At 42.1% G+C, this 20,767-nt stretch carries 18 protein-coding genes and 1 pseudogene; 9 read left to right on the top strand and 10 right to left on the bottom strand.

Annotated features, from left to right (window positions below; genetic code table 11):
* Positions 1-131: 131 nt before the first annotated feature.
* Positions 132-1,973 (bottom strand): asparagine synthase (glutamine-hydrolyzing), encoded by a 1,842-nt coding sequence (gene asnB / locus AKG37_RS15035; protein WP_060699540.1) that lies wholly within the window; start codon positions 1,971-1,973, stop codon positions 132-134.
* A gap of 154 nt (positions 1,974-2,127) precedes the next feature.
* On the opposite strand from asnB, the gene AKG37_RS15030 reads away from it, so the two are divergent.
* Positions 2,128-2,655 carry a DUF2777 family protein gene (locus AKG37_RS15030; protein WP_060699539.1) on the top strand — a complete coding sequence of 176 codons (528 nt, stop codon included), beginning with the start codon at positions 2,128-2,130 and terminating at the stop codon, positions 2,653-2,655.
* 38 nt (positions 2,656-2,693) lie between these two features.
* Here AKG37_RS15030 and AKG37_RS15025 read toward each other — a convergent pair whose 3' ends face one another.
* From AKG37_RS15025 to AKG37_RS19435, 4 genes and pseudogenes are all read right to left on the bottom strand, one after another.
* Positions 2,694-3,062, bottom strand: a complete 369-nt coding sequence (locus tag AKG37_RS15025) for a YisL family protein (RefSeq protein ID WP_060699538.1) — start codon at positions 3,060-3,062, stop codon at positions 2,694-2,696.
* 92 nt (positions 3,063-3,154) lie between these two features.
* Positions 3,155-4,060, bottom strand: coding sequence for a fumarylacetoacetate hydrolase family protein (locus tag AKG37_RS15020; RefSeq protein ID WP_060699537.1), 906 nt, complete (start codon positions 4,058-4,060; stop codon positions 3,155-3,157).
* Between the two features lie 41 nt (positions 4,061-4,101).
* Positions 4,102-4,692: a hypothetical protein gene (locus AKG37_RS15015; protein ID WP_160316324.1), complete on the bottom strand. Its 591-nt coding sequence runs from the start codon at positions 4,690-4,692 to the stop codon at positions 4,102-4,104.
* A 79-nt stretch (positions 4,693-4,771) separates the two neighbouring features.
* Positions 4,772-4,846 (bottom strand): annotated as a pseudogene (locus AKG37_RS19435) (spore coat protein CotG); the annotation flags it as partial.
* Between the two features lie 206 nt (positions 4,847-5,052).
* Between AKG37_RS19435 and AKG37_RS15010 the strand changes: the two are divergent.
* The 8 genes from AKG37_RS15010 to AKG37_RS14975 all read left to right on the top strand — a co-directional run bounded on the left by AKG37_RS15010 (position 5,053) and on the right by AKG37_RS14975 (position 8,518).
* Positions 5,053-6,147: a CotH kinase family protein gene (locus AKG37_RS15010; RefSeq protein ID WP_060699535.1), complete on the top strand. Its 1,095-nt coding sequence runs from the start codon at positions 5,053-5,055 to the stop codon at positions 6,145-6,147.
* Between the two features lie 122 nt (positions 6,148-6,269).
* Complete coding sequence (locus tag AKG37_RS15005) at positions 6,270-6,431, top strand: aspartyl-phosphate phosphatase Spo0E family protein (protein ID WP_060699534.1); 162 nt, start codon at positions 6,270-6,272, stop codon at positions 6,429-6,431.
* 126 nt (positions 6,432-6,557) lie between these two features.
* The gene (locus tag AKG37_RS15000; protein WP_024425506.1) at positions 6,558-6,779 is read left to right on the top strand and encodes a spore germination protein; all 222 of its coding nucleotides are present in this window, start codon (positions 6,558-6,560) and stop codon (positions 6,777-6,779) included.
* 14 nt (positions 6,780-6,793) lie between these two features.
* Positions 6,794-7,027 carry a spore germination protein GerPB gene (locus AKG37_RS14995; protein ID WP_060699533.1) on the top strand — a complete coding sequence of 78 codons (234 nt, stop codon included), beginning with the start codon at positions 6,794-6,796 and terminating at the stop codon, positions 7,025-7,027.
* Positions 7,028-7,058: 31 nt separating this feature from the next.
* A complete protein-coding gene (locus AKG37_RS14990) occupies positions 7,059-7,673 on the top strand; it encodes a spore germination protein GerPC (protein WP_060699532.1) in 615 nt (204 codons plus the stop codon).
* The gene (locus AKG37_RS14985; protein WP_003210893.1) at positions 7,670-7,846 is read left to right on the top strand and encodes a germination protein GerPD; all 177 of its coding nucleotides are present in this window, start codon (positions 7,670-7,672) and stop codon (positions 7,844-7,846) included. Before AKG37_RS14990 ends, AKG37_RS14985 begins: the two co-directional genes overlap by 4 nt.
* On the top strand, positions 7,846-8,277 hold the full coding sequence (locus AKG37_RS14980; protein WP_060699531.1) for a spore germination protein GerPE: 432 nt from the start codon (positions 7,846-7,848) through the stop codon (positions 8,275-8,277). The genes AKG37_RS14985 and AKG37_RS14980 overlap by 1 nt, the downstream gene beginning before the upstream one ends.
* Positions 8,278-8,299: 22 nt before the next feature.
* Positions 8,300-8,518, top strand: coding sequence for a spore germination protein (locus tag AKG37_RS14975; protein ID WP_003211468.1), 219 nt, complete (start codon positions 8,300-8,302; stop codon positions 8,516-8,518).
* 47 nt (positions 8,519-8,565) lie between these two features.
* Here AKG37_RS14975 and AKG37_RS14970 read toward each other — a convergent pair whose 3' ends face one another.
* From AKG37_RS14970 to addB, 5 genes are read right to left on the bottom strand one after another with little or no spacing between them, the layout of a single operon-like run.
* On the bottom strand, positions 8,566-8,865 hold the full coding sequence (locus AKG37_RS14970; protein ID WP_060699530.1) for a hypothetical protein: 300 nt from the start codon (positions 8,863-8,865) through the stop codon (positions 8,566-8,568).
* 18 nt (positions 8,866-8,883) lie between these two features.
* Positions 8,884-12,279 carry an exonuclease subunit SbcC gene (sbcC, locus tag AKG37_RS14965; protein ID WP_060699529.1) on the bottom strand — a complete coding sequence of 1,132 codons (3,396 nt, stop codon included), beginning with the start codon at positions 12,277-12,279 and terminating at the stop codon, positions 8,884-8,886.
* Positions 12,276-13,451: an exonuclease subunit SbcD gene (sbcD, locus tag AKG37_RS14960; RefSeq protein WP_060699528.1), complete on the bottom strand. Its 1,176-nt coding sequence runs from the start codon at positions 13,449-13,451 to the stop codon at positions 12,276-12,278. Before sbcD ends, sbcC begins: the two co-directional genes overlap by 4 nt.
* 26 nt (positions 13,452-13,477) lie before the next feature.
* On the bottom strand, positions 13,478-17,182 hold the full coding sequence (addA, locus tag AKG37_RS14955) for a helicase-exonuclease AddAB subunit AddA (RefSeq protein ID WP_060699527.1): 3,705 nt from the start codon (positions 17,180-17,182) through the stop codon (positions 13,478-13,480).
* The gene (gene addB / locus AKG37_RS14950) at positions 17,160-20,669 is read right to left on the bottom strand and encodes a helicase-exonuclease AddAB subunit AddB (RefSeq protein WP_060699526.1); all 3,510 of its coding nucleotides are present in this window, start codon (positions 20,667-20,669) and stop codon (positions 17,160-17,162) included. Before addB ends, addA begins: the two co-directional genes overlap by 23 nt.
* Between the last annotated feature and the right edge of the window lie 98 nt (positions 20,670-20,767).

The raw sequence follows: 20,767 nt of genomic DNA, 5'->3' as shown, positions 1-20,767 counted from the left end.
ATTAATTCACTTTAAGTTAATTATACAATTGAGAAAGCTTAGATCAACTTTTGATGTGTTCTAAAAGTCTCATGGTTATGTATGAAAAAAGCCGGCTTCCTTTCAATCAGTGCAAGAAAGCCGACCCTTAATTACGCTTCTATATCAATTCGATATGTTTCAAACCAATGATGAATCTGTGCTAGATGGGCAATCAACTGCGGTCCCTTCATGAGCTGGCCATACCAAGGCACTTGGAAGGAAGCTCCTTCCGTTTCAATCAACTGCTTTAATTGATGCGAATCTAAAAATTCGTGAAGGACAGAATCTTTTTGCGCGAGACAATCTGTCAACATCTCTTTCACAGCCTGAGTATAGGCCGGATGATGTGTTTTCGGGTAAGGGCTTTTCTTTCGATAAAGCACTTCATCCGGTAAAATTCCCTCTAATGCTTTCCGTAAAACCCCTTTTTCACGATTTCCATGCATTTTCATTTCCCAAGGAATATTCCACACATATTCGACAAGACGATGATCTGCAAATGGCACACGCACCTCAAGACTTGCTCCCATACTCATTCGATCTTTTCGATCAAGCAGCGTTGTCATAAACCAGATCATATTTAAGTAAAAAAGTTCTCTCCGGGCTTTATCTATTCCAGTTTCTCCATCTAAAAGAGGCGTTTCTGCCACGGTTTCTTCATATTTGCTTTGTGCGTATTCCTTAAGTGACAGCTTCTTCTGCCACGAATCTTGCAATAGCTGCGTTCTTGCTTCAGTCGAGCGCATCCAAGGAAAACCATTCGTTTCATTTGCCATGTGAAACCAAGGATAGCCGCCAAAGATCTCATCAGCACACTCACCTGACAAACCGACAACGAAATCCTGTTTAATTTCTCGGCAGAACCAAAGTAAAGACGAATCAATATCTGCCATACCCGGTAAGTCTCGAACTTCAACTGCTTCCTTCAAATAAGAAGCCAGCTGTTTTTGTCCGATGATACTGCTGTGATGATTCGTTTGAAACGCTTTGGTCATACGATCAATCCAAGGGCCGTCAGCATTCGGCTGGAATTGACTTGCTTCAAAGAATTGATCATTTCCTTCATAGTCAATGGAATACGTGTGAAGCGGTGCTTTCCCTATTTTCTCAAAGTGTTTAGCGGCAATGGCCGTAATGGCACTAGAATCGACGCCCCCAGATAAAAAGGTACATACAGGCACATCAGAAACGAGCTGTCTTGTGACGGCATCTGTAAAAAGATGCTTGACGTGCTGTGCGGTGTCATCAAGTGAGTCTGTATGCTCCTTACTTTTGACATTCCAGTATCTCCACACGCGGAGACCGTCTTTTGAAAAGGTCAAGGCATGGGCAGGTCTCAGCTCTTTTACCCCTTTAAACACTCCTTGCCCAGGTGTTCTAGATGGTCCTAAGCCAAAGATCTCCGATAGCCCTTCGTGATCGACTTTTGCTTTTATATCAGGGTGCGCAAGAAGCGCTTTGATCTCTGAACCAAATAAAAAGGAATGATGCCGTTCTGTATAGAAAAATGGCTTAACGCCGAGCCGGTCTCTACCTGCAAATAATAATTCACGTTCACTATCCCAGATCACAAAAGCAAAAATGCCATTAAAATGAGACACGCACTCTTCCTTCCATTCTGTATAGGCATGCAGTAGAACTTCAGTATCAGAATGCCCAAGAAAGCGGTGCCCCCTTTTTAACAATTCTTTTCTTATATCCTCCGTGTTATAGAGCTCTCCATTGTATACAAGCGTATAAGCATGGTTTTGATGTGTATATGTCATCGGCTGCTTTCCGCCTTCTACATCTACAACCGCTAACCGTTTATGCCCGAAAAGAACGTGCTCACTTTTCCACGTATTTGTATCATCTGGCCCTCTTTTAGATAATGTATCTGTCATTTGATTGATTACATGATCCTGTTGGATGAGCTGCTTTTTAAAGTCTGCCCAGCCTGTTATTCCACACATCATCATCAGCTCCCATCCGTTTTTCCTCAAGTGTTCTCATTCAGCCTTTCTTAGTTTATGCATCGTCTCCTTGATAGTTGATTTGTCCTTTTTTCCCGGCGTATAGGACAAGCTTGTTTTGGTAAAAAAAGAAAGAGGAAAGGAGCTTTTGCAAATGGAACATCGAATGAAGAAGCTTGAACAATGCAGCCGAAGATGGTGTAACGGATATTTACTCATTGAAAACGGGCATTGTCTCATTGAAGATGAAGAAGGAGAGATCATGCTGCCAGAAAGTCTTCAAAGCACGATGATCTGGTTGAAGGAAAATGACCGATGGATAAAAGGAGAATTGCTCGGGGCGATGATTCTTCATGAAAACGGGCAGCTCATGGACATACAAGGAGGAGAAATGATTCAATATACTGCATCCCTTGCTAAAGGATGGCTTGATCTTCTCATGATCGTACCGGAGAACGTCTTTGATCACATCATTGAACAGGTAGAGCAGCTTGGCTTTTCCGTCTACGATTGTGTTTTCTCTTCCTTTCATTCTTGGCAACGCGTCTCTTTCTTTCAATTTTCGGCAGATACGCAGTCACTTGCCCTTCAATGTCACCATGACCCTGCCTCAGATCAAATTCGATTTGAATGGACCACCTCTGATGGACACCGGACGGTTTCACTATTTGATGCCACATAAAAAGGACACTGCTTCGTATAAGCAATGCCCTTTTTGTGTTAAAAAATATGGAAACCGATCGGCAGACGTAAACCGAGAAGAATGGTCACAATCGCAACCACGATAAAACCAACGAACACACCGGTGACCGATTTTCCTTTTTTCTTGCGTACAAGGACCATTTCCATGAACCCGATCACTAGAATACCGAAGATCATTTTTCCAATATACTCGCCTCCGAAACCTGGAATTTTCATTCCTGTTCGAACATACAGCTCGACGCCGGTTGCGATAATGAGCAAGTAGAATAAGCGAACGATCATGTGAACAATTTTAGCACCTTTATCATTTTTACCTGATAGAGCAAAAGCTACGAAGAATAAGATAATCCCCAGCACCCATGCTGTGATATGTAAATGTGTTCCCATTTGTTATTTCCCCCTTTATCAGAACAAGTACCTTCTCATCGTATCACGAAATATGTCGAACACAAAGCGACAATCCTGTGTCATCATGCGCTTTATTTGACGTGATTCGTTAGCGTCCCAATCGGTTCAATCGTGATGTCAATTCGATCTCCTGAAGCTAAAAACTTAGGCGGTTCAAAGCCTTTTCCAACCCCAGAAGGTGTACCCGTGGCAATAATGTCACCTGCTTCAAGTGTCATCCCTTTTGAAAGAGTGGAGACAATGTCCTCAATAGTGAAGATCATTAATTCCGTACTGGCTGACTGACGGACCTCTCCGTTTACCTTTGTTTCCACATGGAGTGCGCTGTGATCCTCAATTACTGACTTGTGAACGATATAAGGTCCTACAGGGCAGGTGGTATCTAAGCTTTTACCGATGAAAAATTGTTTATGTTTTTTCTGCAGATCTCTTGCTGTTACATCATTTAAAATAGTGTAACCAAATATATAATCTTGAACCTCTTCAGGTGCAATGTTCTTCCCTGATTTGCCCATCACGATAGCAAGCTCTCCTTCATAATCCAGTTCACTTGTCACATCTTCATGAAGAAGAATATCCGCTTCGTGTCCAATGACTGATGTAGGTGCCTTAGTAAAAATCATCACGTCTTTAGGAATATCTGCCGCACTTCCCATCTCCATGACATGATCTTGATAATTCTTGCCGACACACATAATGTTTTTAGATGGCTTTGGAATCGGCGCATGAAGTTTCACGTCCGAAAGCGGATATACATAAGAACCACGGTCTTCTTCTTTTTTCTTAGCCCAATCAAGAAGCTGCCCTACATGTTCAACAAACTTGTCCCCCATGTTGATACACTCAGCTAAAGAGTTTGGCAGTGTCTCAAGCTCAAATAATTTGGCTTCTGCCTTTTTGACGTCCATCACCCATTCATCATCAATAACTACCCCAATAAACATGCTGCTATGTATCTCACCTGTAAAAAACTTCATGTCTTCCCCTCACAATCTTCATTTCGCTAAGTTATGATGTCTCATTTTATTTCTCTATGAAATAAAAAAAACCCTTTTTTATCATACTCTCTTTTAAAAAGGGTTTCAAAAATGATGATTTCATGTTTAGCGATAGCGGCGATACTCCCACATGTTCCCTTGCTCCCATTTACGATCAACATTTCCTCTATTTCGGGAACGATGCTTTTTCTTTCCACATCTATGGCAAGAGCGGCTGCGTTTATGGTGATGAGAACGTTTAGATCGATGGCTGCGATGTGACTTACGGCTCTTCTTATGGTGTGATCTGTGCTTGCTGCGGTGTGACTTGCGGCAGCTCTTCTTATGATGGGATCTGCGCTTGCTGCGATGTGACTTGCGGCAGCTCTTCTTATGAGATCTGCGCTTACTGCGATGTGACTTACGGCTCTTCTTATCGTGTGATCTCTGTTTGCTGCGGTGTGATTTTTTCGGTTCGCTCTTTTTGCTTCTGTAAGATTTTTTGCTTTTACATGATTTTTTACTCTTCTTGCTTTTCTTTGAGCGGTAACTTTTCTTCGAACGATAGCTTTTCTTTGAGCGATAACTTCTGTAGCTTTTTTTACTACGGCGTGACTTACGACGTCCGCCACCTCCAAAGAACCAATGACCGCGACTTGATTGACGAGAACGCGCTGATTTGTGCGAACGTTTCGATTCTGGTTCACGATCTAAGTGATGATCACGTCCCTCACTTCGAAGTGAAGCCACTGCATGTTCAATGTGTGAATGATCAAATGTACTCACGAACAATTCCCCTCCCAGTCTATGCTTCGACAAAACAAACAGACAAAGCTGTTTATCTTCTCTGCTTTATGTTACGAGACTCGGTAGACAAGTGTTCGTGACGAATGCCTCTTTCCTTTAAAACTCCATGAACACCTACCAGCCGGTACAGGACATTCCTTCATTTTCATATCGTAAAGAAGAGCATATAGGAGGCTGATGAACGTATGAGCACTGAACCTTTAAAACAACTTGATATGTGGATTCATCCAAAGGACCTGATTGAATTAAAAAAAGACATTTGGAACGATGAACCTGTAGAGGCGATTCTGAAAACTGGTCAATCCAAATCACATATTTATGCTTCATACCGCGGGTCACACATTAGAAAGCTTAAGAAAAAATCCTATCAAATTGAATATCGAAAGCCAAAACAAAGACAAGGCGAATCCACCTTTCATTTAAATGCAGAGTACAATGATCCTTCATTTATCCGAAACAGGCTGTCCTTTTATTTCTTCGAGCAGATGGGAGTGCTAAGCCCTGCTGCTTCTCATGTGTTTCTCACCATAAACGGAAGAAAAGAAGGCATTTATTTAAAAATAGAATCTGTCGATGAGTTCTTTCTTCAAAAACGACAGCTTTCAGGAGGCGGCATTTATTATGCAGTTGATGATGACGCGAACTTCTCCCTTTTAAGTTCTTTTGATAAAAAACCAAAAAAGCACCTTCTTCTCGGATACGAGAAAAAAACGGGGACTGCTCAACATGATCACCTTTTAAGCGAGTTTATTTACTTTCTCAACACAGCAAGAAATGACACATTCGCAGAAAAAATTGAGCAATACCTAGATGTGACACAATATTTCCACTGGCTCATTGGTGTGGTCTGCACTCAAAACTTTGATGGGTTTGTCCACAACTACGCTCTTTATGTGAATGAACAAGGAAGGTTTCAAGTACTTCCTTGGGATTATGATGCGACATGGGGCCGGGACATTCATGGAGAAGAAATGGCGTTTGATTATATCCCAGTAAACGGATTTAATACATTAACTGCTAGATTACTAGATATTCCGTCGTTTAAGAGAGACTACTACACACTTTTCCAGCATGTACTCGATACTCATTTTTTAGAAGATCGACTCTGTCCAATCATTGAGAAATGGCATGAATCGATTGAGTACCGAATTGGAGATGATCCATATACAAAAGATCGAAAAGACATCCTCCAGTCTGAACGAGACGTAATCCGTCAGTATATCAACAAAAGACGACGCTATTTACAAGCTGAGATAAGAAAAGAGATATTTGGCACGTAAGAACACTTTCGAATTTTGTCACTTTATTACTCATATTGACGAAACAGCTTTTTTTATAGAAAAATAGGGTATACTAACCATATCCTTCTATTTGATAAAAAATGTGAGAGTTGGCGTCCGTTATGATCAATTATGAAATTGAACAAAAAAGATTACATTTAATTGAGACTGCAAAAAAATTCGGGATGAATGCCGAAGAAACGATCAGGTGCAGTCAAGAGCTTGACATGCTCTTAAATAAAGGCATCAAATCCACCTCTAAAGATTGCTCAAACAAAGGGTAAGCCATACATCTAATTCCTCTCATGAAAAGCTTTCAAAAAGACAATCACACATTAAAAGACCTATCATAAGCTATGGTGAAACGCCCAAAACGAAGTGCCCTAATTTTATAAAGGATGTGCACCGCTATGCCGGCTATTGTGGGAGCCTTTAAAGTAAATGCCGTCGGAACGAGCGGAGTCGTTCATGTTGGAGACTGTATCACCATTTCTCCAAATAGTCAGGTTAAAACGTTTGCTGGCGCAGGCAGTTTTAATACAGGTGATCAATTGCAAATTAGCAACTACAAAAGTGTGACAAATACGTACGACAGTGATGTCATTGATCAACCGCTTGTTGGTAACTTGTAAGGAGTGAGAATCCGTTGAACTTCTATATTAATCAAGCGATACAAATTAATTATTTACGTGTCGAGTCTGTGAGTAACTCCTCTGTTCTGCAAATCGGGAGTGCTGGATCAATCAAAGCCCTTTCCAACCTGTATAACACGGGCAGCTACGTAGAAGCAGCACCTGCCGCAGCAGGTACACAAGGAATTGAAGAATCTCAGGGCGCAAGCACAGCACCTTTTGTACCGCTTCAGTCACCAACAGCTTAAGTTCATCTGCAATCCCCGGAGGTGTATGTAAATGTATGATTATCAAAGCAACGCTTCACAAGTGTATGGCATCATTCAAAAACACACACAACAAATCATGATGCTTGAAAAAAGGCTTAACGAGCTTCAGCAGGAAATACAAACGATCAAAGATAAACCGACAACGAATATTGAACGGATAGATTATCAATTTGATCAACTGAAAATCGAACGGCTGGAAGGAACGCTGAATATCGGCCTCAATCCATCTGATCCAAACAGTGTTCAAAACTTTGAAGTGGGCCAAACAACAACCCCGGGAATTGGAATGATGCAGCAAGAAATGGCTGGTCAATTTTTCAATCAAACACGGCAGCTTGTCGATGCATTTTTAAATGAAGAAGCTCCAGAACTTCTTGAAGAACTAGAGCAGCGATATGAAGGATCACTCGATGAAAGCAACAAACACCATATCATTGAGGACATTCGCAAACAAATTGACAGCAGGATCAAATACTATGCGGGACAGCTGCCACCCCGGGAAGATATGACCCCGCTGCAGCGTTCAGAGCAGATTGCTGAATATGTAAAGCATGATGTAAAACGGGCGATTGAGCACTTTTTAGCCCATATTCCAAGTGAAACGAAAGGAGAGGAAAACGGATGAATTTCACAGTCGTCAACCGCAATATCGAGACTGGAAGCATTAAAGTAGTCGGGGTATCGTCCTCTTCCCTATTTATCATCGGGGACACAGACCATGTACAATTATCCTCCATTTTCGATACACCGCCTGAATCTCTGATCATTGGCCCGTTTGTTCCTCTAGCACCTCGATAATGATTAAGCGCACATCTCAAGTGAAGTTCACAAAGGTGAATTCTGTCGGGATTTCGAGTGTAGTTCAAATCGGTGATACACAGGAGCTATGCCCGAAGGTCAAGGTGTTAGCTGTCCAACGAACCGTTAGTTTGTTTTATGGTTATGAAGCAGAAAATTTAGATGCGAAAGAATTTGAAGTGTATTATGAGCCCATTCCATTGATGCTGCCAGAACGATCAGTTAGAACGGCATTTTACCATGAAAAGCCTGTGATTAAAGTATCTTCAATACATGTAGAAGGGGTATCATCGTCCTCTGTCTATCAAATCGGCTCTACTTGCACTATGAATGGCATTGCGCGAGTGAAGCATATCAGGGAGCTATTTAGCAACGATGAAAGTCCGCCAAACTCACAAATGGACCTACCTGCGCATATGATGGTGATATGACTTCGAATAAAGGATGTCGATTATGCCAGCAATTGTCGGACCCATTTACATTAACTCTATTTCTGGAGGCGTCGTCAACGTCGGTGACTCATTCTACCTGTCGCCTAAAAGTTCGTCAAAATCTGCTTTAGGCTCTGGAGCGGGGAATACCGGAGATTTCTTGATATTAAATAACGGCATTAGCGCCACCAACTATGTGGATCCTGACTTAAATGATCAGAATATGGTAGGCAATGCATAAAGCAGCTCCTCTACATCCATTTCAACTAGAGGAGTGCTTTTTTATGCTTATTTCTTTCTGCGTTGTCTTGATTTTTTTGTTTTGACCAGCTTGCTTGCCGGCTGTTTTCGAATCCATTTGATGTACGATGCAAGCTTTTCATTCTGCCTCAGCGCATCAAGTGTGTTCAAACATGCGGCAAGCTCCTGGTTTGTAAAGAGGGCATGTACTTGTTTATGACAAGGGATGCACAGGAAGGCAGTCGGTAAAAATGCCCCACCTTCTTCTCTTGGCGTTAGGTGGTGTTCTGTGAGCAAGACATCTTGTCTTCCACATAGCTCGCATAATCCAATTGTTTGCTTTGCCATCCTGTCATCACCTCAACATTACATTAATTCCATTGAGACTGTTGTCCCTTTTCCGCTTGGATCTGCTGGATGGACAATCAGTTTCTTCGGCAACCGCATTTTCAATTCTTCCACGTGGCTGATGACACCAACAGCTAAGTTTTGAGATTGTAACTTCTCTAATGCGGTAATCACTGTATCAAGTAAGTCTTGATCAAGGGTACCGAATCCCTCATCAAGGAAAAAGAATTGCAGCGGGAACTCACCTCGCAGCTGAATCTGCGCTGAAAGAGCAAGGGCAAGCGCCAATGACGTCAGGAAGGTTTCCCCGCCGGACAAGCTGGACACTGGACGCCTGACACCGCCATTCGCATCATCGCGCATGACAAAGCCGCCTTCTGAATCAACCTCAATTGCATATCTTTGTCTTGTCAAAATACCAAGACGGTGAGAGGCATCACGACTGACACTTTCCAGCTGTTCTTCTGCCAAAAACTCAACAAATGTATTTCCTTTAAAAACGGTTTGCAGCTTATCAAGCCGATCAATTTCTTGCTGCAATTCTGCCAATCGTTCATGAATACTTGCAAAGCGCTGGTGATTTTCTTCTATCACACGCAGGTGTTCATTTGCAGAGCCGCTCATCACCGTTGCTTCTTCCAATGCCTTTTCTGCCGCTTCTTTTCTAAGTTGCACGTCAGTCCACTGTTTTTCATTAAGCGACTCATCTTTAAGCAGTTCAGAAATTCGCTTTAAGTTTGCGGCACATTGCTTTCTTTTATCCTCAAATTCGTCAATTTCTTGCTTAACCGATTGACGTGCTGCCTGATTCATGAAAGCAGATTCAATCTCTTGAGGCTTATCAAAAGAAGAGGACGCTGCTTCTTTTTCCCATGCAGCCTCTGCTTCTTGGTTTCGCCGGCCAGCCTCTTGAAGTTGACGCTCACTGCTTGAAAAATGGCTTTGTGCTTCACTAAACAACTGCTGAGCGTGCTGTAATTGCTTGTACGATTGCTGTTCCATTTCATTGAGGCGAGCAAGCGTGCGTTCGACCTCCATAAGTTCATCAGAAATAGAGACAGCTTTTAATGGATACCGCCCTAAATCTGTTTCATATTGACGGATGAGCTGCTGCTGACTTTCTAACTGATGCGCCAGTTTGTCAAGCTCCTTCTCTACATCATATATGGCTGTTTGAAGCTGTTCTTTTGCTTGTTGTTTTTCTTCCAAAAATGAAATACTTTTCTCAATACGCTCTTTATAGCCTTCCGCTTGTTTGTCCTTTTCATCTATTTGCTTTTGCATCTCTTGTACTTGATGCAATGTAAGGTGTGGGAAAGCCTGTTCAAATTGAGCCGTTAGCTGCGAAAGCTCAGATTGAAGCTCCTTGAGCAGGCTCTCTAATTCATCGATGCGCTGCTGTTCAAAGGTCATTTGTTCTTTCATCTTGCTGATCTCTGCAGCTTGATCATGCGTTTCATCCATTAAACGAGCTCGTTTACGTTCAACTTCTTGTATATCTTGTTTCATGCCTTTCCATTCTTGCATCACATACTGTAAGGACTCTGGCTTTTGCATCGCTTCTACTGCTGCTGCTACTTCCGAACCGGGAGCTTTCTGAGATAAAAAGGCAAACTGCTTCACTAATTGATTGGCATGTGTTTCCAGCAGCTGCTTTGCAGCATACATGTCTCTTGCATACTCCTCCGCCAGCTTGAGCTCTTTGTCCATCCTTTGAATCACTTCATCGATTTGTGACACTGTTTCTTCATGGTCATTGTTTTCCAAAGCCTTTAGATCATGATGAATCGATCCACAAACAGGACATGGCTCACCATCCACGAGCTCTGCCGCTAATTCTTTTCTTAATTCTGCAGCCCTAACCGCATCACGCTGTTTTAATTTTTCAAGCTTCTGATTTTGTTCTCTTTTACTCCATTCTGACAGAGCCCGTTCGAATTCACATACATAGAAATAAAGCTGTTCAATCGCTTGAAACGATTGATCTATTTTTTCATGATGGTCTTTTTGCTGTTTTTGAAGCTTTTCATATGCTGCTGCGGTCTGTGATGATCGCTTTTTAAGCTCCTCAATCCTTTGTTCTTCCTTTTGTATGCTCTGATGTATTCTTTGAACATTTTCGCTTAAACGCAAAGCATCCTGCACACTTTTCCGCTCTTTTACAGAGACTTGTAATGGCTCCAGTTCACGCTTCAGCTGTGTTTGTTTCGCCAGTGCCCGTTCTAATAGAGATTGGAGATTGTCTGCTTCTGCTTTTTTGTGTAATAATCTCTGCGCTGTTTCATTTTTTTGCTGTTCGATTCTCGTCTTTTCCTGAAGAGCCGCTTCTTTTTTTCGTTCAATTTCCTTTAGCTGAATGAGCTGCTCTTTCTTTTGGAGAAGTTCCGGTTCCATCTCTATTTTCTTTTGCCGGGCTTGCTCATACTCCTGCGTCATTTGATCATAGATCGTTCGTTGATGCAGTAGCTGTTTTTCTGCTTCCTGCTTCTCTTTCAAAGCTTGAGAAAGCTGATTTTCAGCTTTTGTTAATGCATCCGCATAAGGCTTTAATGCCTCTGCCTGCTCAGCGATGTTGAGCTTGGCTTTTTTCTCTTCCATTGATGGTGCCAGTTGGTTCAGGTTGTTTCGTTCTGTCTCATAAGCTTCTTGTTCCTTTTGATACTGCCAAATTGTTTGCGCCTTCGTAAAAGCAGTGAATGCTTCATCTCGTGCTTGTTTTTTCTCTTGAAAAACAGCCTTTGCCTGCTCAGCCGCTTCCTTTGCTTTCGCAAGCGCCTCTGGGCCAGCTTCTCCTAAACCATTGAGTTCAGCCAGCAGTTCATTTTTTTGTCCATACTGATTCTGCGCCTTTGCGCGTAAACGTTTGACGAGCTGATCCCCATACTTTTCAAGATTAAACAACCGCTGAAGCATTTGACGCCTGTCGGCTCCTTTTAGTGAAAGGAATTCTGCAAACTTCCCTTGAGGCAAAACAACCGCTCGCGTGAAATCATCAATGGTTAACCCGAGTAATTCTTCTATTTTACGATTGACCTCACTCGCTTTATCTGCAAGAACTGTCTGCGTCTCACCAATTTCAATCAGGCGGCATAATGTCGTTCTGACTTTCATTTCATCTGCCCGCTTGAAAGCACGTTCGACTTTATAAGAAATGTGGTGTTCCTTTTGCAAAGCAAACGTAAAGGAAACCGACAGTTTTTCTTCCGCTTGGTTCAAAATACCATGCGTATTATTTAATGCACGTTCAACTTTTCCATAGAGTGCAAGGGTCATGGCATCTAATATGGACGATTTACCACTTCCTGTCGGACCAAAAATGCCAAACACCCCTGCGTCACATAATGAGCTAAAGTCAATTGTTTGTTCTTCTCTGAAGCTATGAAGTCCTTTAATGGTTAGCGTGATCGGCTTCAAGTCGCTTCCTCCTCTTGCATTTCATTAGCGAGCTCTAAAAACAGCTTGACTGTTTTTTCATCAGGAAGACCGCCGCCTGTCTGGCGCTCATAAAATTTTACGAACCGCTCTTCGATCGAGAGCTTTTCCACTTGTTTTTGTTCTTCCATTTGCTGTAGTTCTTTAAACTTTGGTCTAATGTGAACAAACCCGCTATGCTGCTTTCGGAGCTGATGGATCTCTTCAATAGATAGCTGATCTGTTAAATGAATCTCTAAATCAATCCATGCCTGAAGATCCCGTTTTTCATCCAGCCACTCGTGCACTTGACTCAGTCCCTCAGTCGCCTTCCATTTTACAAGTGGTTTACCGCTTGATAAAAACACTTCTTTCCAGCTTGCTTTTTCATTAGGTTTTGCCTCTACAATCGTCACTGATTTCGCATAGCCTGATTCAGAAAAGCTGTAAGCAAGAGGGGACCCCGAATAGCGAGCAATCGTTTTGGCACGTTTGATGGTTTGCGGGCGGTGCAAATGACCAAGGGCAACATAGCAGGCTGCTTCTGGCAGACTTTCAGCCGCTACGGTATAGGCGCCACCTACTTCAATAGGTCTTTCTGAATCTGTTTGACTTCCTCCTGCCACATAAATATGGCTTGTTGCGATATTAACCGTATCCGCTTTAAATTGGGTGCTTAAATGTTGAAATGCTTGCTGTATTTTTAAATTGTAATGATCACGAAGCAATTTCTCTTCAAATGTTTCAGCCAGCACCTCGTTTAGTCTCGCTTCTGACGGATAAGCAAGTGCTGCAATAGATAAACGTTCACTCGAAGACGGGACATCGACGCGGATGATGTCATTTGTCGGGTATCCAATTAAATGAATGCCCTGATCATTTGTTAAAGGAGATGCGGCTGATAAGCGATCCGGATTATCATGGTTGCCTGAGATGACCACTACTTGACGTTTTCCTTTATCAGATAAGGCAGATAGACTTTCATAAAAAAGCTGCTCTGCTCTAGCAGGCGGATTCACTGTATCAAAGGCGTCTCCAGCCATCACAATGACATCAATGTGTTCGTCTTTGACGATTTGATACAACTCATCTAAAAATTGAGCTTGCTCGTCAAGCCGGCTTCGGCCTTCAAGCGTTTTCCCTAAATGCCAATCCGCCGTATGCAGAATCCTCATATGATTCACCTCTCATTCCGTTACATTTATAAAGAAATTTCTAAATTCCCATCAAAGAAATAGAGAATTTTCTCCTCCAATGTTCTGTTTGTTAAACGTTCTACCGCTTTTGCATATAATGCGATTTGCGTTTCATAGCGCTTTTTCAAGATAGGTTCAGCAGCTTCAAGTCCGCCTGTATATCTACCTTGCACTCTATCTGTTTTATAATCTAGTAAATATAGCTTTCCATCCGTTTCAAATAAACAGTCAATCATTCCTTGAATAAGGACAGGCTCCCCCTCTGCATCAATATGGCTGTATACCTCTTTAACAGGTAACACCATACTAAATGACACTTCTCTCTTCACCCAGTCCGCATTTCGCAGCTTTTGACCAATCGAAGTAGAGAAGAAAGCAGCAATCCCTTCTTGATCAATTGACTGGACTTGCTCATCTGTTAGTAAATCTCGCTGCTGTAAGGAATGAAGCAGGTGCTCTATTTGTGATTTATCATAGGGCTGCTCAGACGGAAGCGGGATATGCTGCATGACTGTATGCATTGCAGTACCTTGTTCTGCGGCAGTAAGTGTTTTTTTCTTCATGAAAGCCGGCCGGTCATATAACGTCGCACGAGCTTTTCGAAGGGAAGAGGGAACACTATACTCATCCTGTATTTCTTTCATTCTTTTTATCTCGGAAACAGATTGTTTTGTGCCTACTTGTGAGGCCGCTAGATATGGGTATCTCCACGAAAGTCTCTCTGCTACCTTCTCATCAGCATCACCATAGCCTTCAACAGGCAGACCTTCCATCAACGCTTGTACCACCTCGTCTTGCTGCTTTCTTTCAAGTGACATATCTTCTTTTAGAAGATCGGTAGCTTGAGTAAATGAGATCGAGAATGTTGATGGATGCGAAAGAATAACTTCACCTGTTTCTTCTAAAATAGATGACATCGATTGATGACGGATGAGAGCCGGACCAATAAAATCTAAGTATGTTTTCGATTGATAACGTTCGAAATCAGGGATCAGCCACTCTTCTCCGGCTGCTGCATTTTGCCATTTGCTCAATGCTTTCACCTGGTTTTTAACGGAGCCAACTAAAAATAATTTTTCCTTAGCCCTTGTGAGCGCAACATATAGAACCCTCAGCTCTTCAGATAATAGCTCTTTTCTCATCTTTTTTTTCATCGCTACAAGCGGTAATGTCGCATAGCTAATTCTCAGCTCAGGATGAATATATTTGCTTCCAAAGCCTAGCTCTTTATCAAGTAAGTAGGACTGATTTAAGTCCATCATATTAAAGTTCCTGCCGAGTCCGGCGGTAAAGACGACTGGAAATTCTAATCCTTTACTGCTATGAATCGTCATCATACGGACAACGTCCTCGGTTTCACTGAACGTTTTTGCCGCACCAAGATCATCTCCACGCTCCTGCATTCTTTCGATAAAACGAAGAAAACGGAACAGTCCTCTAAAGGCCGCTTTTTCATACTGCTTCGCTCGATCATAAAGAGCACGAAGATTCGCCTGCCTCTGCTTGCCTCCAGGCATCCCGCCAACATAATCGAGATACTGCGTATCGCGGTATACTTCCCAAATCAATTCTGCTACCGAATGATTCATGGAGAAATCACGCCACTTACGAAGCAGGCCGAAAAACCGTTCTAGTTTTTTACAGGTAGGGTGATCAGAATGAGTCACACTCATGAATGCCTTCACAGCATCATAATAAGTGCCTTTTTTATCACTCGTGCGGATTAGTGCCATTTCATTTTCGTCTAAATGAACAATTGGTGATCTCAATACAGCTGCAAGTGGGATATCCTGATATGGATTATCGACGACTTTTAACAGAGAAAGAGTGACAGACACCTCTGTTGCCTCAAAATAACCAGAGGAAAGATTCGCATACACAGGGATTCCCTGCTTTTTCAATTCCTCCATCATTTGCGGAGCCCATGGCATGGAGCGAAGCAAAATCACAATGTCCCGATACTGCAAGTTACGGGTCATTTGCTGTTTTGCATCGTACACTTGAAATGGCTGCTCCACCAATTCTCTTATTTTTTTAGCAATGACTCTCGCCTCAAATTGTACGGTCTCGAGCTCCTCCCGCTCTTCGTCGCTTTCCGCTTCCTGTTGATCTAAATGAACAAGAAGCATTTCTGTCGTTGTATCTTCGCTTTCTGGATAACTCGCTCCAAGCTTTAATTCAGCTTGTTCATCATATTCAATTTCTCCAACTGTTTCCCCCATCAGCTGTTTAAACAAAAAGTTCGTACTGTCTAACACATCTGAACGGCTGCGGAAGTTTTTATTTAAATCAATTCTCTTCCCTGTTTCTTTCCCGTCTGGTTTAAATTGTTTATATTTGTTTAAAAAGAGCATGGGTTCAGCCAATCTAAAACGATAAATGGACTGCTTCACATCACCAACCATAAACAGGTTGCCTTCAGAAGGCTGTTCTCCTTTAGAGACAAGCTTTAAAATCGTTTCTTGTACAAGGTTTGTATCTTGATATTCATCAACGAGCACTTCTTCAAACTGCTGTTGATAGTACTTGGCCGCTTCGGTTTCAATCAAATTTCCTTCCACGTCCTGCTCCGCTAAAATGCGTAAGCAATAATGCTCTAAATCCGAAAAGTCCACAATTGATTTTTCTTGCTTTGCTCTTTCGAAACGCTCTCCGAATCGGATGACAAGCTCCACAAGTGTTTCCACAATGGGTTTCATTTCAGCTAAGCTTTTTAAGTGCTGGGCGGGACTGCGCATAAAGTATTCATCTTTGAGCTTTTCTAATTGTTTTTTTGCTTGATTTCGTGCATCTGTCGCTTTTTCTAACAGCACAGGATCATATTCGTCACCTTTACATGTTTTGAGCCTTTTAAAATTGATGTTCGGCAAAAGCTCGTAAAGCTTCTCAAAATCATCCTGGTGACTAATTAATTCATTGACTTGCTCAATATCATCTATAAAATTCTCTGCTCTCGGTGCTGGACCGCCCGGCTCTTTTGATAGCATAAGAGCTCGTTCCAGCAGCTCTTGGCAGCTTCGAAAAACGAGAGAAAGATCCTCTTTGATATATGGAAAAAACGGCAGTTCTTCTACTTTTGTTTGAGCATCTACATCATAAAGAGAAAGAAATGCCCTCATCCATTGCTCAGGAGAAGGATGAGATCTGGAAAACTCATAAATTTTCTTCACAAGCCATTGCAAGTCTAAATCATGGCGGTCAGAAGTGTACCGATCAACTAGTTCAAAGAACGATGGCTTTCCAGCCTTATATTCATCCTCAAACAGATCATCTAACACTTCATCTCCTAATAATTCTCCTTCTGTTTGATCGGCTAAACGAAAGCCTGGATCAAGGTCAATCTCATAGTAAAAGGTGCGCAGAACCTGCAAGCAAAAGGAGTGCAAGGTAGAAATATTGGCACGATTCATGAGTGACAGCTGTCTCCTCATATGAAGAGACCCTGGGTTTTTGGCTAGTTCCTTTTCAAGTGCTTCTGTGATTCGGTGCTTCATTTCTGCCGCAGATGCATTTGTGAATGTCACAACGAGCAGACGATCCACATCAACTGGATCTTCTGGCCGGGTCATTTTACGAATCAGCCGTTCAACCAAAACAGCTGTTTTACCTGACCCTGCTGCCGCCGCAACAAGGATATCTTGCCCTTCAGAAACGATGGCTTCCCACTGATCATCCGTCCAAGTACTGTTATTCGGTTTTGGTATTTTCATACTGATCCCCTTCTTTTTTGATCCGGTCTATCACGACATCATCCTTTTCAGACGAAAGCACTCTAAATTCATTATCCTCTATCGATTCGTCAAATTGGCAAATAGACTTAAATGAACAAAAGCGGCATGGTGTTTGATCCTTCAGCTTATATGGATTAATTGCGACCTCTCCATTTGTAATTCTTTCGCCTGCCTCTTCAAACGTGCGCCGAACGTGTTGTGTGAGTATGCGGAAATGATCCTCACTTAAAACAGCAGAATCCGAACGGAAGGACCCATCCTTTTTCAAGCCGGCTTGAATCACTTGTGATCTTCCTGATTCAAGCGTTTGATCCATTAGCTTGACCGCTTCTATATCTTCTAGCAATAGACCTTTCATTTTAAATTTCTTGAAAATTTCCTGCTCAATTTCATCCTCTGCAAGCGGGATAGGTGCTTGAATGAGCGGATCATGAATATGGAAATATAATATGCCAGCTGGCGTTGCTTCTACGCCAAGCCACTCTTTCGAATACGTAATGGTCAAGTCTAAGTAAGTGAGCATTTGCAAGGCCAGACCATAATATACTTCTGCAAGATCAAGACCTTTTTCACTGGATTTATAGTCGACGATTCTCAAAAGCAGCCCTTTTGAACCTTCTGCTTTATCCACCCGGTCAATTCTACCGACAAGCTCCATCGTGCAGCCATTTTTCAATTGAAAAGTAAACGGCGGCAGAGGCCCTTGACCTCCAAAACCTAACTCAAGCCCTACTGGAGAAAAACCACTCACTTTGGCATGTTCACTTAAGATAGAAGAAACTCGAATTAAAATTTTCTGGAGCTTTTCTTTAATATAAGCATGCCGATTAGAGCTTAATAGAATTTCCTTTTGAAGACGCGGAGCAAGCTGTTCGATCGCATGTCTTGAATAGGTGACACACTCTTCCTTCGTTAGGTTTTTCCAATCCTTTTTCTGTTCAACTAGCGTATCTGAAATATGCTTTAAAGCGGAGTGAAACAGTTGGCCGATATCGGGTGCTTCCAATTTATAAAATTGTCGATCCTTTAGTTTTAACCCGTGGGAAGCAAAGTGAGAAAACGCACACGCATTAAATTTTTCCATTCTTGAAACACTGCCTTGAATGTGATCACCGTAAAGTTCTTTTGTGACGTTTGGTTTTAAGCGCTTCGCTCGATTTGTAAAAAACAAACTCGACAAGATGTTTTTTGATACATCCCGATGAGATGACGCCATCAAATAATGATAGACACTCCACCATACACCGCTGATGGGATATTGGTTGAGCCATTGCTGCAGCTGTGAGACGGTATAAGATAACGAAACATGCTCATTCGCTACAAATTTTAATTGCTCCTCGTCACTCAGCTGTTCCGGGTCTAATACATAAAGAGCATGCTGATGGTTCGGCATAAGCTCCTGACAATACTTAATAAGAGTCGAAGGCAACAGAGAACGTCCCTCTTCATCTGAAACCGAATAGGATAGATACAAATGACGGGATGGGCTCGACAACGCTTGGTAAATTAAAAATTGCTCATCGAGCAGCCTTTCCTTTCCTGTCTCTGCCAGCTCTGCTCCTGCTCGCTTTAACCATTCCCGATCATCCTCAGACAACACACTTTCGTCAGAAGGACGTGCGGGAATAACGCCATCATTTACACCAATGATAAATGTACACTTCACTTGATACATTCTTGATAGGTCCATACTTCCAATAAATACTTGGTCGAGTGAAGGAGGGATCAATGCGAACTTTAGAGAGGCTAATCCTGTATCCATCATTTGTTGGAATAAAGGAAATGAGAGCTCCTCCTCACCGAGCATTTCAACAAATTCATCCATTAATTGAATAACAGCATCCCATACTTGTCCATGCTGCATTGCTTCAGCTATTCTACCTGCTTCTTCAGCTTCAATCCTCGCCTTTTCAAGTTTATCCGGCACTTTTATTTCCTCTAAAAAGACATAGACTGCCTCCACCATGTCTCTTACCTTTTGCGCTTTTTTCAGCCTTTTTTGCAATTGGTAAAGCGGGGGTGCGATCCATTCTTTTACATCATTCAGCATCTGTTCCATTTCAATTTCTTGGTCTGTTTGTCCAAAATCTTCATCTAAGGATTGAAATCGCCTGTAATGAAAACGGGAGCCATTTGTCCAGCGCTCTCCTTTTACACCATAAGCAATACAGTAGTTTTCAAGCTGATCTGCCTGTTCTCTCGCTTTGTTTTTGGCGAGTTCGAGCGGAAATAAGAACTCTGTTTTCACACATCGAAACACCGCCTCATACCGCCAGTTTCCTTTTATGACATCCAAGCTCGAACGAATCAATTCAATGAGCGGATGATACTGCATCGATTCATTTCCATCAATAAAGAAAGGAATATCGTAATCTCGAAAAACCTCTTTCAACGTCTCTTTATAGTCGTCAACATGCCGTGCCACAATTGAAATATCTCGCAGCCTGAGTCCTTTTTCTCTCACTAAATCAAGAATTTCTCTCGCTACTCCCTCCATTTCAGCTCGTTTGTTTGCACTTTTAGACACTGTGAGATGCGAGGTTTCTTCCTGATATGGCTGCACCGGTCTCTGCTCATATTGATGTTCTAAATAAGCAAGATCTGGTGTATGAAGATGCCGTTTATTTCTCTCCAATATTTGCTCAGTAATGGCCGCTCCGCACTCTCTGGCAAGCTGATAGAGCTGGTAATACGTTTTCCCTGTCATACGAAATAAATCCAGTTCATTTGGCAGCTTATCATGATAGGAACGATCCACTGTAAAAGCAGCGGTTATTTTTGCTGCATGCAGCAGAAGCTGTTCAATAACGAGGAGCTGCTGAGGTGTAAATTGATAAAAACCATCTATATAAATATGTGCTCCTTTTATTTCTTCAGATAAAGGAATTTGCTGCGCGAGAAGTGTCAAATAGTCTTCTGAGTGCACATATTCATCTTGTAAATGCTGCTCCATCTGCTGATAAAGCACATGCAGATCATGCAATTTTTCGGCTGCCCGTCTTTCTTCTGTATACTCTGAATGCATGCTCGATACTGAAATTTTTTCAATATCCTCTGGCAACATACAGTACCTTTTGAATTCAGCCATCGTCTTTTCGATTTGTTCCACAAACCCAGGCTTATCACTCGCTTTTTTGAACACCTTAAACTTTTCTTTCTGCTCTTCAATCACTTTTCTTAAAAGCATTTGAATCCCTGTGCTTGTCACAAATTGCCGGTTTGCTCCGCCAGTCTGCTGTAAAATAGACCAAGCGAGACGTGTGAAACTAAATACTTTGGCTCTGATCATACCGCCAGCTTCAGACGTTTTTGCAAGCTCATATTCCATTAAAAATGTCATTTGATCCGGGACTAAAAAAATGATTGGCGGACCCAACGGATCAAGCCGAAGCTGTTCTTTGATTTCCTCTAAGATTGCAGTCGTTTTTCCACTCCCCGATCTGCCTGCTAAAAACTGAATTTCCACGTTCCACAACACCTTTCTTATGTACTCATATTCTAGCGAAAATGAAGGTAAATAGCTATTTTCCTATCACGTCACCTTTCTCATTTTAAAAATGAACA

Source organism: Bacillus australimaris, from assembly GCF_001307105.1.
GTDB classification, from domain to species: Bacteria; Bacillota; Bacilli; order Bacillales; family Bacillaceae; genus Bacillus; species Bacillus australimaris.
Note: the sequence above shows the minus strand (reverse complement) of the source record. Positions and strands in the feature narration are given on the sequence as shown.